The following is a 14440-nucleotide window of genomic DNA, read 5'->3' as shown; positions in this document are numbered from 1 at the left end:
GCTCTAATCGACGCGATCCGGGTTCCGGGTCAGCGCACCTTTAGGAGCGTACTGCGCATCGCCTGCCGCACTTCCGACCCGAGCTTTGTCTACCTCCATCGCGTACTCAATCGCAATGTGCGTCGTCTCAAGACCGGAAGCCGTATCTTCCTCGGAAAGCTGATCACAGCCATTGAGTCGCTCGACCTTGCTATCCCGGCGCACGCCAATACGAGTGAGAGTGGTCGCGGCCAGCGCAGCGCGAAGAGAGGTATTTACAGTGACACGGTCTCCCTGTCCGATAGCTATAAGTCAGGACGAGCGGGTCGAACCGGTCTAGCCTGATACTCAACCCCGTCCCTTAGCAGAGCGGGTCCGAGTCCTCCCGTTCCTCACGGCGCTCGTCGCTCACCCGCGTGCCGGCCCCGTGCAGGGGCGCCCAGACGAGCCGTTGCGGATGTCGGTCGCAGCTTCACTATTTCGGTCCATCGTCCGGTACTGGGGTGCTCTTGTTCTGGTCGGGGTCCCACCCAACGCGTAGAACTACCTTTCGGACTCATAACCAGTAGCTGACGGTGGCGGCGAGGCAGACGGCGGCGAGATAGTTGGTCGCCAAACGGTCGTAGCGGGTGGCGATGCGGCGGAAGTCCTTGAGACGGCCGAACATGCGTTCGATGGCGTTGCGCCCTCGATAGAGCACCGGGGAGAAGCACGGCTTCCAGCGGCGGTTGATCTTGGGTGGGATGTTGGGCGCGGCCCCGGCCGCCTCGATCTGCCGCCGAATGGCGTCGCTGTCGTAGCCCTTATCGGCCAGCACGATGCGGCAGGCGGGCAGGCGTTCGAGCAGCAGCGCGCCGGCCTTGCAATCGGCGGCCTGCCCGCCGGTCAGCAGGAAGGCGAGCGGCCGGCAGAAGCGGTCGGTGAGGGCATGGATCTTCGTCGTGCGCCCGCCTCGCGAGCGGCCAATGGCTTGGCTCTGCTCCCCCTTTTGCCCCCGGCGGCGCAGCGGTGCGCCTTCACGGCCGTGGAATCGATCAGCACCTGGGAGGGCGGTCCGCCGGCCTGGGCCAACGTCTCGAACAAGCCGACCCAGACCCCTTTGGCCGCCCAGCGCACGAAGCGGTTGTAGAGCGTCTTCTTCGGCCCGTAGACCTCGCGCGGTGCGTCCGTCCAACGCCCGCCGGACTTCAGGACATGGACGATGCCGCTGATCACGCGTCGGTCGTCCACGCGCTCCTTGCCCCGCGTGTCGTTCGGCAGAAGCGGTGCGATCTTCGCAAACTGCTCGTCCGTCAGCCAGAAATGGTCCATTGGCCCCTCCCGCAGGAGCCGTGAATCACACCCCAGCCGTCCGCGCCACCTTTATGGGTCCGGACGCTAACAACCAACCAATCGAATGAGCCGGAAAGAGTGATTACGGCTTTCAGTACACGCAGACACTGATTTGCCTACACTCGCGTATCATATCGTTACCCAAGCTCAGACCAATTTCCCGGACGCAATCCGCAAGGCTAAAGATTTGACTCAAATTGCGGTTTCGGAGCACATCTGATGCGGATTTAACATGTAGAAAACAAAAATAGTCCTCTTCCGACCGGCTCGCGGCTGACGCGACGTAGATATCATGTTCACCGAGACCGTCAGCGAAAACACCTCCTTTACTGGTCTCGGACCGCTTTCCCGCAACCAACTCGGTGCTCTCTAACGTACGAAAAATATTCATTGTTTTCTCGAAGAAACTATCCGCGAGAAAACTTGCTCCGTTTAGGAAGAGTAGATATTTCCCTCTAGCAGTCGATAGCGCCGCGCAGATACCGTCAGCATAGCGCATCCCTCCGCGCACTCGGACGATCTCGACATTGCTGACATTGGAAAGCAAAAACTGTGTATCGTCGGTCGAGCCATAATCGACGATGATGACTTCGACACTGGCGAATTGGCCAAAAAATTCGAAGCGCCGAAGGATCTCAAATAGGTATTCAGCGTGATTAGCGACAATAATTGCAACTGAGAAGACTGGAGATGCCTCCCTGTGGATTCGGATAGTACCTCCCTGAGAAAAAAATTGATGCATTTCTGTTATCAATTTTTTAGACGAAAACGGAGAATTAATAGAATCGAGTTGATCTTGGCTTTGCGCAGCCGCGGCGATTTCGGCTAATGTCGCGTCTGCGACGCGAGCATCATAGCCGCGGCTCCGCAGTCGCTCTCGCCACCCAGCGATGTCGATCCTTGTCACCAGTCGGCAAAGAATAGAAGCCTTCAGATAAGGAAAGCCTCTGTCTATCAGTTCTCGCCATCTATATAAAGTGTAGTTTGTGTGATCAACCGACCGGAATATTGCTTCACATCTTAGTCCCTCTCCTATCATTTCACTGGCAAATTGCGTTTCATACTCATTTATAACGTCGATTTTATACTTATAAGCCACCACCCGATTGAAAAATTCATGTAACGCATGGGATTTCAGGGCACGCTGCTTGAGCGCGAGAAAATAGCTTTGCAGATGCCATCCAAGCTGGTGATTGTCTGTGAGTCCAACTATATCAGCGTCCGTATTTTCGATATCCTGCAGTAGATTTTTAAAATCACCAACATCAAACGGGCCGATCGTGCTATCATTCAACAGGTAAGCGCTGCGTCCGATATATATCTCTGGTCGCTCCCGCAATATGTGCGCCCAAGCAGCGAAATCATAGCCGAAATTCTCACGTGTGTAGATAACATTCGCCAAGTCGTAAATTTCACTGGGAATCACGATTTTCTTTGCGTCTGTAGCAACAATGAGAATGATACTTACGTCAGCATTTTTAATAGCGGCCAAATGTGCGCGCAAATGGGGCTTAAGCTTGCCAGTAGGCGAGTGAGAAACAAAGAGAGCAACGTCTGCTGATAGCTCACCATCCTTTAGGCAATTTAAGCGCGCTTCGTCTACAGAGGTATGATCGAGTATGGTTTCAGCGTTCGGCTTGCGTCGCGAAATGATTCCGTATTGAATGAAATGCTCAAGCGGCAGTAACCCGGAGCTACGCACGTCAAGATATCGATCAGCATACCACTTCTCGTCGAAGGTGTCGCTCCATAAACCGCGATCTTCTTCTGCGGTGTTCGCTGCTCGCCCCTCATAAATTCCTTTCTTTAGATAGTGCTCCAACGGCGCCAGGCCCGTTTGATCGACGTCGAGATATCGCGCCGTGTACCAAACAGGATCAAACCAATTTATCCAATATGAACGTGGTTCGCTCGCTTCATTTGGGCTTCTCCCTTCGAAAAAGCCATACTCGCGGAAATGTTGAAGTGGATCCATGCCGCTTTTGGCTACATCGCGGTTGCGCGCAAGGTACCAAACCGGATCAAATACATCGACTTGGGCTTGGCGCTTTTCGTCATCGGCGTTGGTATGGCGTCCCTCCTGAGCACCAACCTGTAGGTAGTGCGCGGCGGCTTCCAGGCCTGTGCCCACTACGTCGGGATAGCGTTCCATATACCAATTGGCATCCAACATAGCAGCCGAACGATGAGCCCTTTCAACTTGACCGTTCGGAAAGCGACCCTCTTTTTTGCCAAATCGCGCATAATGTTCAGCGGGATCCATTCCGCTGGCGGCTACATCACTATAGTTTTTTAAATACCATTCCGAGTCAAATCGGTGATAAGATTCTTTCTCGATATGCATTGCGCTTCTAATTCTCTATGCTTTGTTTCACGCCTGCTAAACGTCAGGATTATGCGATTTGTCGCATGCGCAGCTCACTCCTGTCTAAATCTTACCACTCAGCTCAGCCTTTTGGTGATCATAGGGACCACTTCGAGCCGATTCTACTGTAGGCGGTCATGGGAGCAAAGAGCCCTCATGAGACGCCGCCCGATGGTCATAAAGCCCAGAGAATTCTGCGTAAACCAGTCCAGACCCGCGGGTGCTATTAAGAGGCGCACTAGTCATTCTGAAGACTATGCTGATTGGAAAGTTATTTCCTTTGGGCGATGAAGGTGGTTTTCCAGCAGAACAGTTAGAACGACTGTGATACTACATAATTGGTTTGATATTTCTGGAATTAGCGCTATTCGCTCTCGCGGGCGAGCCGCAGCAGGTTCTGCCCGTAGGCGGTCTTGGCGAACATCTCGCCCCGGGCCACGAGCTGGTCGCGGGTGATGAACTTCTGCAGGTAGGCGATCTCTTCCAGGCAGGCGACCTGCAGGCCCTGGCGGTGCTGCAGGGTGCGGACGAACTCGCTCGCCTCCAGCAGGCTGTCGTGGGTCCCGGTGTCGAGCCACGCATAGCCGCGCGACATGCGCTCCACGTGCAGTTGACCGCGTTGCAGGTAGGCCTCGTTGACGCTGGTGATCTCCAGCTCGCCGCGGGCCGAGGGCTTCACGTCGGCGGCGATGTCGAGCACCTGATTGTCGTAGAAGTACAGGCCAGTCACCGCCCAGGTGGATTCCGGGTTCTGCGGCTTCTCGACGATCTTGGTCGGGCGGCCCGCCTTGTCGAGGTTGACCACGCCGTAAGCCTGCGGGTTGTCGACGTGGTAGGCGAAGACCGTCGCGCCCTGCTTGCGCGCGGCGGCGCGATCCAGGAGTTCGCCCATGCCGGCGCCGAAGAACAGGTTGTCGCCGAGGATCAGCGCCACGTCGTCGTCGCCCACGAAGTCGCGCCCGATCACGAAGGCCTGGGCGAGGCCTTCCGGCCGCGGCTGCAGCGCGTAGGAGAATTTCAGCCCGAACTGCTCGCCGGTGCCGAACAGGCGCTTGTAATTGTCGAGGTGCTCCGGCGACGAGATGATCAGGATCTCGCGGATGCCGGCCAGCATCAGCACCGAGACCGGGTAGTAGATCATCGGCTTGTCGTAGACCGGCAGGAGCTGCTTGTTGATCGACAGCGTGGCCGGGTGCAGGCGCGTGCCGGATCCGCCGGCCAGAACGATGCCCTTCATGGCTTGGAAACTCCCTCTGAAACCGGCCCGACGAGCCGGTCCAGGATGTCGTCGAGCGCCGCCTGCCAGGCCCGCGGCGCGATGCCGTAAGCGGCCGTGAGGCTGTCGGTGGACAGGCGCGAATTGGCCGGCCGCCGGGCCGGTGTCGGATAGGCGGAAGTCGGGATGCCCTTGACCGGCACCGAGCGGCCGCCGCGGCGGGCCGAGCCCGCCACGATCGCTTCGGCGAAGCCGCACCATGTGGTGTCGCCGGCGTTCACGCAGTGGAACGTGCCGGTGGGAGCGTCCGCATCCCCGGCCATGCGCTGCGCGATCGTCGCGAGGGCGGCGGCGAGGTCGGTGGCCGAGGTCGGGCAGCCGTGCTGGTCGTCGACGACGGTCAGGGCATCGCGCTCGGCCGCGAGCCGCAGCATCGTCTTGACGAAGTTGCCCCTGTGCGGGCTCACCACCCAGGCGGTGCGGACGACGGCGTGGCGCGGATTGCCGGTGCGCACCGCCAGCTCGCCGGCGGCCTTGCTGGCGCCGTAGACGCTCTGCGGATCGATCGGTGCGTCGGGCGCGTAGGCCCCGTCGCGCTTCGTGCCGGCGAAGACGTAGTCGGTCGAGACGTGGACCAGCGGGATGGATTGCGCCGCCGTGGCGGCCGCCAGGATCGCCGGCGCGAGCGCGTTGAGGCGCCACGCCGCGACCACATCGGACTCGGCCTTGTCGACGGCCGTGTAGGCGGCGGTGTTGATCACCGCCCGGTAGTCGCGCGCGGCGAGCGCCGCCGCGACGGCGTCCGCGTCGGTGATGTCGAGATCCGTACGGCCCGGTGCGTGTACGCGGACGCCGTCCGGCCAGGACAGGGCCTGCAGCTCGGTGCCGACCTGGCCCGCGCCCCCGAGGACGAGGATGTCCATCAGCCGTTCAGTCCCAGGCGCTCGCCCTTGTACCGGCCCTCGCGGATCGGGCGCCACCAGCCCTCGTTGGCGAGGTACCAAGCGACGGTCTCCTCCAGCGCCTGCTCGAAGGTCTTCTGCGGGCGCCAGCCGAGTTCGGCCTCGGCCTTGGTGCAGTCGATGGCGTAGCGCCGGTCATGGCCCGGGCGGTCGGCCACGAAGCTGATCAGCTGCTCGTGCGGGGCGTTCTGCGGACGCAGCCGGTCGAAGGCCGCGCACAGCGCCTTCACCACCGCGAGGTTGTTGCGCACCGCCCGGCCGCCGAGCAGGTAGGTCTCGCCGATCCGGCCGCGCTCCAGCACGGCGACGAGGCCCTTGGCGTGATCCTCCACGTGGATCCAGTCGCGCTCGTTCAGGCCGTCGCCGTAGACCGGCAGCTTCTTCCCCTCCAGGGCGTTCAGGATCATCAGCGGGATCAGCTTCTCGGGGAAGTGCCGCGGCCCGTAATTGTTCGAGCAGTTGGTCACCAGCACCGGCAGGCCGTAGGTCTCGTGCCAGGCGCGGGCGAGGTGGTCGGAGGCCGCCTTCGAGGCCGAGTAGGGCGAGCGCGGATCGTAGCGGCTCTCCTCGGTGAAGAACGCGTCCGGCGGCAGCGAGCCGTAGACCTCGTCGGTGGAGACGTGGAGGAACCGGAAGCTCTTTTTGTCCGCCTCCGGCAGGGCTTCGTAATAGCCCCGCGCCCCATCCAGCATGGTCTGCGTGCCGATGACGTTGGTGCGCACGAAGGCGCCCGGATCGGTGATCGAGCGGTCGACGTGGCTCTCGGCGGCCAGATGCATCACCGCCTGCGGCTTGAAGTCGGCAAAGGCCTTCTGCACGGCGGCGCGGTCGCAGATGTCGGCCTCGACCAGGCGATGGCGCGGGTTGTCGGCGAGCGGCGTCAGCGAGACCGGGTTGGCCGCATAGGTCATCGCGTCGAGGGTGCAGACGTCGTGGCCGAGATCGTTGACGAGGTGCAGCACCAGCGCCGAGCCGATGAAGCCGCAGCCTCCGGTCACCAGGATGCGCATGGCGTGTCACCTCTTCGGATAGGTCAGAAACGGAATAGCCGGGCAGCGTAAGACTGGCCGGCGTGACGAAATTGCGGCCGGGCCGCGCGGTTCAGAAGACTTGGCCGAGATCGGCGAGGCGCGGGGCGCGGCGATCCTTGTCGGACAAGATGGCCGCCTCGCCCGAGACCGGCCACGGGATCCCGACTTCGGGATCGTTCCAGGCGAGCGCCCGGTCGTGCTCGGGGCTGTAGTATTCGTCGACCTTGTAGGCGACCATGACGTCGGGGGTCAGGGTGCAGAAGCCGTGGGCGAAGCCGTGCGGGATGTAGAGCTGTTCGCCCGTCTCGGCGTCGAGAGTCACGGCGACGTATTTTCCGTAGGTCGGCGACCCGCTGCGGATGTCGACCGCGACGTCGAGGATCGAGCCCTGGAGCACGCGGATCAGCTTGGCCTGGGCCCGGGGCGCGATCTGGAAGTGCAGACCGCGGATCGTGCCCTGCGGCGCCGAGAAGGACTGGTTGTCCTGTACGAACGGCGTCGTGATGCCGACCCGCGCCAGGGCGTCGGCCCGGAACGTCTCGGAGAACCAGCCCCGCGTATCGCCGAAGCGCTTCACCGCGATGCGCTTCACGTCCGGGATCTCGGTCTCGATGACGTCCATGCCAGCGCCCTTCTTGCGGATCCCGTCGCGAGGTCCAGCGGACGTCTCCGCATCGGTCGTTCCGGGCCGCGCGCCCGCCTTGCCGACCACAACCTCGGTGATGCCCCGCGACTTCCGGTCATTCGCCGTCCGTGTCAAGGCGTGCCCGCTGCGGTGGCATGCGTGCGAGGCGCCGATAGCACCCTGCCCCGGCAATGTAGTTTCTAATTAAAACCCAATAAAAATAACTTTTGTAATAAATATATATGCCGGATATAGGCGGAACCAGCCATCGCAACTCAGCACAGTAAGCAATCAGTGCGCTGACCAAACTCAGTGTATAATCGCTCTATCCCGCTTTATCGCGTCACTCCTGATCTTCGATCGGATGGCGTCGCACGACGCGTCCGCCGATGAGGCGCTTGTATGGGCTCGCCCTGCCGCCCGGCAGTGGCCGGCGGCGCAGGTCTATGATGCCCATGTGCCTGTCGCGCACCCGCCGCGCCGCGGCATCGACGTCGGAGCCGACCCGAACGCGCCAGCCTCTGCCGAGATCGATCTCGATCACTCCGCCGGAGCGACGGCCGCGGCTGTGCGCTCGACCAGGCTCGACCGTCATCGCGGCGGACGGGGGAGTGATCACGACGGGGACCAGCGCTGGCGTGGGAGCACCGACACGCTCGCACAGCAACTTGCGCCAGCGAAACAGCTGACTGACGTGGAGACCGGCCCGGCGGGCGACATCCGAGGTCGACACACCCGGTTCAAACGAAGCGGCGACCAACCGCTCCTTCTCCGCCCGCGTCCAGCGTCGACGCCGCTCGGCTCTCACCAGTTCGATACCCGCCTGGGTCATGCTCGAGGTCCTAGGATTACTCTTATGACCTCAGCCTCAACGGGCCAGCTCACAAGGCGGCCTTCGCCGGATGCGTACGTTCGAACAGCGTGTCGATGTTTTTCGACCGACGCGGACGCCCACGCCGATTGCCGGAGGTCCCTGGCTTGAATTGGGTGTGGCGTGGCGGCTTGCGGTAGCCGACCTCGTAATCCTCATCACCCATAGTCGCGATCCCGAACGCGGAACTGGGCTACGACATCGCCCCAGTTTGAAGGCGGCTGAGACGGCTGACGCCCACGCTTGCGCACCGGCGCGTGCTGGACAAGTTCGGTGATGCGGACGGCCAACTCGGATAGCTCGATCACGAAGGCACCGAAAAGACCGCCGGTCAGCTCCTCAGAAAGGAACGTCGCGAGGTGCTCTGGCCCGTCCAGAATTTCGATGTTATTGAGCCGCTCCCCTTCTTTCAGCGATGGCCCAAAATATTCGACCGCGCTTTCTGTCGCCTCGACGCGACGCAAAGCGAGGAATATTTTAAGCTGCTTTCGTTTCTGGCGCAGTGATGATGCTGGATCAGCCCCGCCAGATTGGGTGAAGCTTGTACGCCCCCATGTTTGAAGGCCATCATTCGCCCTGTTGAAGGCATCCTTGAGCTTGTCTTGGGTCGCGGCGATGAGCTCGACGACTTCCCCTTGCTTGCAGCCGAAGCGGGTCAGCTCATGCGCCATAGCGAGATTGAAGACGCGGTAAGGCGTATACTGAACTTCATGCCCAGTCCCAGCCGGGAACTCGTCGTAGAACGCCAAGGGACATGCTGAATTCCCCCCTTGACTGGCGCGAGCACGCGCGACGTCCTCGTCGAGAAGGCGCCGCACGCTAGCGATAAGCCGAGGGGGTATCGGCTTATCGAGGCGTAGGCGTGCTGTCTCTGACGCCCCGTACATGAGCGCATAGACGAGTTGGATAGCCTGTTGGCGGGTCACGGTCATAAGAGCATTTATAGAACCACCGATCACAGTTTCAATAGGCTGTGTCGGCTGTTTTGAGGGCGGGTAAATACCCAGTGGCGCGTGGCTGTCCCCTGTAAGGGCGCGACAATTCCCTGAACCAAAACAGCGGGAATTATACCGCTATATATCTGGTTTCTGGTCGGAATTTCCGGCAGCGCGCTATCGAGGGAAGGCGTCTAATGGCCTAATTCCCTGATGAGCAGATCTGCCTTGAACAATCGCACCAGCCGTAGGTGCTGAGTACGTAGGGAGGTAGCGTGGAAGATCTGATCAACGTCGCCTGATTGCTCGTAGAGATCCAGCCGAGATGGGAGCGGCCAAATCGATCAGGTAGCTGAGTTGAAGACGACGCAATCGCAACCTTGCCCAACGCGCGATCGATGACGCAAATTCGAAGCGAGCTATCGCACAAACCCAAGCGTCGTCATGCCACTCAATCGGGCTCGGATCGGCTCAACCGCGATCTGAAGCGACGACAGGATTATCCGGCCTCGGCCAGATCACGGCCTCATTAGGCACAGCGCGTAGCACGGTACAGCCCATGCCGATCATCGCTCGTTCGCCGACCTTGAGCCCCTGTAGCACCTTGGCCAGCGGGCCGACCAAGCTGTCCGCGCCGATCGCGCAGCGCCCACCGATGAACGCCGCCGGCGAGATCGTCGTGTTGTCGCCGATCTCGGCATCGTGTCCGATGATCGCGCCAGTGTTCACCACGCAGAACCGCCCCAGCCGCGCATCGACGTTGACGATCACCCCGTGCGCCACGAACGCACCCGCACCCAAAGCGACGCCCTGGCTGACGATCGCACGCGGCGAGACCAGGGGCGGGCAGGGCAGGGCGTGGCGGTCGAGCCACGCGATGATCTCGGCCCGCGCCTGGATCGCCGCCCGGCTCACCCCGCCCACGGCCAGGGCCACACCTGCATACGCGGCGCGGTCGGCCAGCAGTTCGTCGAGATAGCCCCGGTAGGTGCCGACCTGCGCGCTCGGCAGGCTCGAATAAGTTGCATCCACGGTGTAGCCGCACATTTGCGCGACCTCGGCGATCTCCTTGGAAAATCCGCCGCCGCCGATCAGCGCGAGACGCTGCCCCGGCCCGGTCACAGCATGGCTCCGCCATCGACCCGGAGGATCTCGCCGGTGACGTGCCGGGCCTGGGGCGACATCAGGAACGCGATGGCGTCGACCACGGATTCGACGGTCGCGGCGCCTGCGGGGCTCCGTTTCTCCAGCGCGTCCTTGAACTCCGCGCCGTACAGGCGGGCATGGGCCTGAGTCATCTCGGTGTCGAGCCAGCCGGGGGCGACGCCGACGGCGCGCCGGGGGGCAAGTTCCCGGGCCAGCCCCTTGATCAGGGCGTCGAGCCCCGCCTTGGAGGCGGCGTAGGGCACGATCGCCGGCTCGGGCCGCTGCGCCGCGACGGACGACACCGCGCAGAACACCGCGTCCCGGGTCGAGACGCGGGCGCTGCCGAAGGACGCCGCGAACAGGGTCGGCGCGACGAGGTTGGTGCGGTAGAGACGCTCGATCTCCTCGACGCCGAGGCTGCGCATAGGCTTGATGATCTGAACGCCCGCGCAATACACGAGCCCGGTCAGGAGGCCCCGCTCGGCCACCGCCGCCTGCAGCACGCCGCCGATCGCCGGGAGATCGGTGACGTCGGACGCGACGGCGGCGCAGCCGAGCGCCTCCAGCTCGGCGAGCCGGTCCGCCCGCCGGGCGAGGGCGGTGATCCGCGTCCCGCCCGCGCGGAGACGCTCGGCGACGGCGCGGCCGATGCCGCTGCTGGCCCCGACGACGAGGACGTGCCCCTCTGGCTGCGACATCGGCTCCGACATCGGCTCAGTCCTGTAGCTTCGCGCCGGCCAGCGCGATCAGGTCGTCGGTGGTCGCCGCCCCGGCGATCCGCTGCGGATCCACCTCGAGGCCCAGCGTGTCGTAGAGCGCCATGATGTTGAGGATGCCCAGCGAGTCGAAGGTCTCGATCTCCCCGAGGCTCTGCCCGCGGGCCAGCGGCCCCGGCTGATCGAGGATCGTGCCGAGCTCGTCCAGGAATGCGCCCTCGGTCATCGGATGGTCTCCTCGTAGGTCATGACCGGGGGCGCGTAGATCCGGTCGGTGGTGATCGTGCAGGCCCCCCAGCTCAGGCCGACCCCGAAGCCGGCGAGCAGCGAGCGCACTTGGCCGTACGCATAGGCCTCCGCGAGGAAGCCCGAGATCGTACCGGGGATCGAGGCCGAGTTCTGGTTGCCGTAGACCGACTGGGTGCCGGTCGGGAGCTTGCTGTCGTCGAGCCCCAGGCGGCGCTGGAGGTTCTTGAGGATGTACTTGTTCGGCTGGTGCAGGACTAGGAAGTCGACGTCCTCGGCGCGCGTGTCCGAGACGGCGAGAATGCCCTCGATCAGCGGCGGGACGCGCTTGAGGGTGAAGTTGAAGACCTGCGCCCCGTCCATGTGCATGGTCGCGGGCTTGTCCGCATCCACCGCGTCGGCCCGCAGGCCGCTATGGGGGATGAACAGCGCCTTCTCCCCCGAGCCGTCGCTGTGGAGCTGGAAGACGCTCTCGCTCTCGCGCCGCTCGATCAGCACCGCGGCGCCGGCATCGCCCATGATCGGGGTGATCGACCGGTCCCCGGTCGCGACCATGCGGCTCGCGACGTCGCCGACGCAGAGCAGGACACGGTTGAGGCTGGATTCGACGAGGCTGTAGGCGACCGACAACCCGTAGACGAAGCCGCTGCAGCCGAGGCGGATGTCGAAGCAGAGCGTGTCGGTCCGCATGCCGAGGCGGTGCTGCATCGCGATCGACGTGGACGGCGAGCTGTAATCCGGCGTCTGGGTCACGAGGATCAGCCCGTCGACGGCGTCGGGCTGCAGGTCGAGGCCGCGCAGCAGGTGGCGCGCCGAGTGGAGGCAGAGATCCGCCGTCGTGGTGCCGGGATCGGCGACGACGTGCCGGGTCGAGAAGCCCATCGCGCGCTTGAGGCGCTCCGCCTCCTCGGGGGCGAGCCCGAGGGCGGCCGCCTCGTCGTCGAAGGCCAGGACGCGTGCGCCGACCGTGGTGACGAGACCCGCAAGGGTCGCGCGCGAGAACCGCAGGTCAGCCATGCTCGACCGTCTCGGCGACGTAGTCGATCCAGCCCTGGAAGCGGCGGAGGGGCGACTTCGTGCTGTCGAGGATGCTCTCGTTGGCGAGCGGCACGTAGCGGCCGATCGTCCGCTCGATCTCGGATTCCGTCTCGAGGAGGAGCTCGACCACCGCGAAGGAATCGAGCCGCTCGTACACGTCGTCCTCGGGCCCGAGATTCTCCAGGTCCGGGCGCCCCCAAGTCTCGACGAGCCGCGCGAAGGTGGCTCGGGCAGCCGCCTCGACGGCGCCGCGGTCACTCCGCGACGATGTGGATGTAGGGGGTGTCATCCGGTCCTCGTGTCAGTCGGTACGTCTTGCCATCCGGGCCAGCGCTGAGGGGTTCGAAGCCGTTGTCGTCGAGGAAGGTCTCGACCATCCGGTTCTTCGCGCTCGGGCGATACTGGGCCTTCAGGTCCCGATCACCCTCCTGATGGCAGATGTGGCGCAGAATTTGGGCCTCGATGCGGCGTCCGAGAGCTCGGCAGCTCATCAGGAACGTCTCGAGTTCGCCGCCCCGGACGATGGCGACCCCGACGATGCCCATGTCGCCGAACCGGTCGACCACCCGGGCCGCGTAGACGCCGCCCTCCTGCATGGCGGTGGCGACCTCGTCCTCGGTGTAGCGCCGGGTCGTCAGGTTGAACTGGTTGGTCTTGTTGATCAGCTGCGTGACCCGCCGCAGGGAGCCCGGGTTGTTGCGGGCGACATGAACCCGGATCTCGAGGGAGGCGAGGTAGTCGTCCATCGAGGCGGCCGAGCGCTGCAGCTCCTGCCGCTTCGCCTCGCCGCGGTACTGCTCGGTCTTGGCCAGATCCTCGGCGGTGACGTTCCGGGCGCGCAGCGACGCGATCCCGTCGAGCAGGGTGAGCGCCTGCTCGGGGCGCGTCCGGTCGAACAGGTGGCACTCGACCCCGGGGAGCCGGGCGCGGACCTCCTCGATCTCGAAGGGGTTGTCGTCGAGGAAGACGAAGCTGTCGAGGCCGAGGTTCAGCGTCGCCGCGAGGTCGCGGATGTTCTCGCTTTTCTCCGACCAGTTGCTGCGGTAGGCCACGAAATCGTCGAGCCGCAGCGGCATCGCGCGCTGGGCGAAGACCGCGCGGAAATCCTCCTCGTTGTTCTTCGTCACCGCGCAGAGCAGGATCCCGAGGCCCTTCAGGCGCAGGAGCTGGCGCTGGAGCTGGGTGTGGACGATCCCCGGATAGTCGCTGTCGACCTCCAGGTTCTCCACCCCGTCCTCGCCGACGACGCCGCCCCAGAGGGTGTTGTCGGCGTCGACCACCACCACCTTGCGCCGCGCCCGCAGCCGCGCCGCGACGGCGTCGGCGTAACGCTCGTTGAGCGCGTCCACGGCGGCCGGGGCGTAGGGCATCTGGTACATGTACCGGTTGCGCTCGCGGAAGGCGTTGGCGAAGCCGAGCAGCGCCAGGGCGCCGGCGGCGTCGACGACGCTGACCCGCTCCTGCGCCCGGGCGAGGTCGAACAGCACCGCGTTCACCCGCGCCAGGGCCTCCAGCTGGTCGTGGAGGTCGCTCTCGACGGAGGAGAATGGCACGAACGGCACGGTGTTGAGGATGATCGTCCCCGGCGCCCGGGCGAGCCGCGCCGAGACCAGCTCGGCGAGGCCGCGCGCGCGGGCGACGGCCGCCTCGTCCGGGGCGACGTCGAAGAACCAGCGGTGGTCGAGATGCACGATCAGGACGTCGGCGGCGGCGGGACCCGCCAGCACCTGCTCAATCTGTCCGATGGGGAAATGCTCGCAGGAGACAGTGGCGAGATCCGCGAGGCGGCCCGCCACCTTCCCGAACGGGTTGGTGACGACGTTTCCGACGAAGCCGATCGACAGGGCGCGAGCCGTGGTCATCCTCGATACCGGTCCCTGCGACATCCTGCGGATGCCTGCCCTCAGGCGATCGACCGGCCCTTTACCGTGCGTGCGAGCGCCGCCCTCTTGCGAGATCGCGTGTCATAAAGCAAGGG

15 protein-coding genes are annotated in these 14440 nt (G+C 63.8%); all 15 read right to left on the bottom strand.

Annotated features, from left to right (window positions below):
• Positions 1 to 535: 535 nt before the first annotated feature.
• The 15 genes from ABC766_RS03065 to ABC766_RS02995 all read right to left on the bottom strand — a co-directional run bounded on the left by ABC766_RS03065 (position 536) and on the right by ABC766_RS02995 (position 14324).
• A protein-coding gene (locus ABC766_RS03065) for an IS5 family transposase (protein WP_345821106.1) occupies positions 536 to 1290 on the bottom strand; the annotation gives its coding sequence in 2 pieces (ribosomal slippage) (positions 536 to 966 and positions 966 to 1290; 756 coding nt in all).
• A gap of 112 nt (positions 1291 to 1402) precedes the next feature.
• The gene (locus ABC766_RS03060) at positions 1403 to 3655 is read right to left on the bottom strand and encodes a rhamnan synthesis F family protein (RefSeq protein WP_345821105.1); all 2253 of its coding nucleotides are present in this window, start codon (positions 3653 to 3655) and stop codon (positions 1403 to 1405) included.
• Between the two features lie 385 nt (positions 3656 to 4040).
• Positions 4041 to 4913 (bottom strand): glucose-1-phosphate thymidylyltransferase RfbA, encoded by an 873-nt coding sequence (gene rfbA / locus ABC766_RS03055; RefSeq protein ID WP_345821103.1) that lies wholly within the window; start codon positions 4911 to 4913, stop codon positions 4041 to 4043.
• Positions 4910 to 5815: a dTDP-4-dehydrorhamnose reductase gene (gene rfbD, locus ABC766_RS03050; RefSeq protein ID WP_342142610.1), complete on the bottom strand. Its 906-nt coding sequence runs from the start codon at positions 5813 to 5815 to the stop codon at positions 4910 to 4912. Before rfbD ends, rfbA begins: the two co-directional genes overlap by 4 nt.
• On the bottom strand, positions 5815 to 6864 hold the full coding sequence (gene rfbB / locus ABC766_RS03045) for a dTDP-glucose 4,6-dehydratase (RefSeq protein WP_179696692.1): 1050 nt from the start codon (positions 6862 to 6864) through the stop codon (positions 5815 to 5817). Before rfbB ends, rfbD begins: the two co-directional genes overlap by 1 nt.
• 91 nt (positions 6865 to 6955) lie before the next feature.
• Positions 6956 to 7507 carry a dTDP-4-dehydrorhamnose 3,5-epimerase gene (gene rfbC / locus ABC766_RS03040; protein ID WP_345819999.1) on the bottom strand — a complete coding sequence of 184 codons (552 nt, stop codon included), beginning with the start codon at positions 7505 to 7507 and terminating at the stop codon, positions 6956 to 6958.
• Between the two features lie 346 nt (positions 7508 to 7853).
• Positions 7854 to 8342: an IS66-like element accessory protein TnpA gene (gene tnpA, locus ABC766_RS33960; RefSeq protein ID WP_427902283.1), complete on the bottom strand. Its 489-nt coding sequence runs from the start codon at positions 8340 to 8342 to the stop codon at positions 7854 to 7856.
• 49 nt (positions 8343 to 8391) lie between these two features.
• Positions 8392 to 8547 carry a DUF5681 domain-containing protein gene (locus ABC766_RS03030; RefSeq protein ID WP_345821102.1) on the bottom strand — a complete coding sequence of 52 codons (156 nt, stop codon included), beginning with the start codon at positions 8545 to 8547 and terminating at the stop codon, positions 8392 to 8394.
• A complete protein-coding gene (locus tag ABC766_RS03025; RefSeq protein ID WP_345821101.1) occupies positions 8540 to 9130 on the bottom strand; it encodes a hypothetical protein in 591 nt (196 codons plus the stop codon). Before ABC766_RS03025 ends, ABC766_RS03030 begins: the two co-directional genes overlap by 8 nt.
• Positions 9131 to 9787: 657 nt before the next feature.
• The gene (locus ABC766_RS03020; protein ID WP_345821100.1) at positions 9788 to 10438 is read right to left on the bottom strand and encodes an acetyltransferase; all 651 of its coding nucleotides are present in this window, start codon (positions 10436 to 10438) and stop codon (positions 9788 to 9790) included.
• The gene (locus ABC766_RS03015) at positions 10435 to 11172 is read right to left on the bottom strand and encodes an SDR family oxidoreductase (protein WP_345821099.1); all 738 of its coding nucleotides are present in this window, start codon (positions 11170 to 11172) and stop codon (positions 10435 to 10437) included. Before ABC766_RS03015 ends, ABC766_RS03020 begins: the two co-directional genes overlap by 4 nt.
• Positions 11173 to 11176: 4 nt before the next feature.
• Positions 11177 to 11404 carry a hypothetical protein gene (locus ABC766_RS03010; RefSeq protein ID WP_345821098.1) on the bottom strand — a complete coding sequence of 76 codons (228 nt, stop codon included), beginning with the start codon at positions 11402 to 11404 and terminating at the stop codon, positions 11177 to 11179.
• Complete coding sequence (locus ABC766_RS03005) at positions 11401 to 12441, bottom strand: ketoacyl-ACP synthase III (RefSeq protein ID WP_345821096.1); 1041 nt, start codon at positions 12439 to 12441, stop codon at positions 11401 to 11403. Before ABC766_RS03005 ends, ABC766_RS03010 begins: the two co-directional genes overlap by 4 nt.
• Entirely contained in the window at positions 12434 to 12751 is a 318-nt protein-coding gene (locus ABC766_RS03000) for a hypothetical protein (RefSeq protein ID WP_345821095.1), read from the bottom strand. The genes ABC766_RS03005 and ABC766_RS03000 overlap by 8 nt, the downstream gene beginning before the upstream one ends.
• Positions 12717 to 14324 carry an HAD-IIIC family phosphatase gene (locus tag ABC766_RS02995; protein ID WP_345821093.1) on the bottom strand — a complete coding sequence of 536 codons (1608 nt, stop codon included), beginning with the start codon at positions 14322 to 14324 and terminating at the stop codon, positions 12717 to 12719. The genes ABC766_RS03000 and ABC766_RS02995 overlap by 35 nt, the downstream gene beginning before the upstream one ends.
• Between the last annotated feature and the right edge of the window lie 116 nt (positions 14325 to 14440).

The organism is Methylobacterium fujisawaense (genome assembly GCF_039619325.1).
GTDB lineage: Bacteria > Pseudomonadota > Alphaproteobacteria > Rhizobiales > Beijerinckiaceae > Methylobacterium > Methylobacterium fujisawaense.
The sequence above is the reverse complement of the archived record's forward strand: the minus strand, read 5'-3'. Positions and strand labels throughout refer to the sequence as shown.

Coding starts and splice junctions, on each gene's coding strand:
- ABC766_RS03060 (WP_345821105.1), bottom strand. CDS start 3,655: ATGCATATCGAGAAAGAATCTTATCACCGATTTGACTCGGAATGGTAT.
- rfbA (WP_345821103.1), bottom strand. CDS start 4,913: ATGAAGGGCATCGTTCTGGCCGGCGGATCCGGCACGCGCCTGCACCCG.
- rfbD (WP_342142610.1), bottom strand. CDS start 5,815: ATGGACATCCTCGTCCTCGGGGGCGCGGGCCAGGTCGGCACCGAGCTG.
- rfbB (WP_179696692.1), bottom strand. CDS start 6,864: ATGCGCATCCTGGTGACCGGAGGCTGCGGCTTCATCGGCTCGGCGCTG.
- rfbC (WP_345819999.1), bottom strand. CDS start 7,507: ATGGACGTCATCGAGACCGAGATCCCGGACGTGAAGCGCATCGCGGTG.
- tnpA (WP_427902283.1), bottom strand. CDS start 8,342: ATGACCCAGGCGGGTATCGAACTGGTGAGAGCCGAGCGGCGTCGACGC.
- ABC766_RS03030 (WP_345821102.1), bottom strand. CDS start 8,547: ATGGGTGATGAGGATTACGAGGTCGGCTACCGCAAGCCGCCACGCCAC.
- ABC766_RS03015 (WP_345821099.1), bottom strand. CDS start 11,172: ATGTCGGAGCCGATGTCGCAGCCAGAGGGGCACGTCCTCGTCGTCGGG.
- ABC766_RS03010 (WP_345821098.1), bottom strand. CDS start 11,404: ATGACCGAGGGCGCATTCCTGGACGAGCTCGGCACGATCCTCGATCAG.
- ABC766_RS03005 (WP_345821096.1), bottom strand. CDS start 12,441: ATGGCTGACCTGCGGTTCTCGCGCGCGACCCTTGCGGGTCTCGTCACC.
- ABC766_RS03000 (WP_345821095.1), bottom strand. CDS start 12,751: ATGACACCCCCTACATCCACATCGTCGCGGAGTGACCGCGGCGCCGTC.
- ABC766_RS02995 (WP_345821093.1), bottom strand. CDS start 14,324: ATGACCACGGCTCGCGCCCTGTCGATCGGCTTCGTCGGAAACGTCGTC.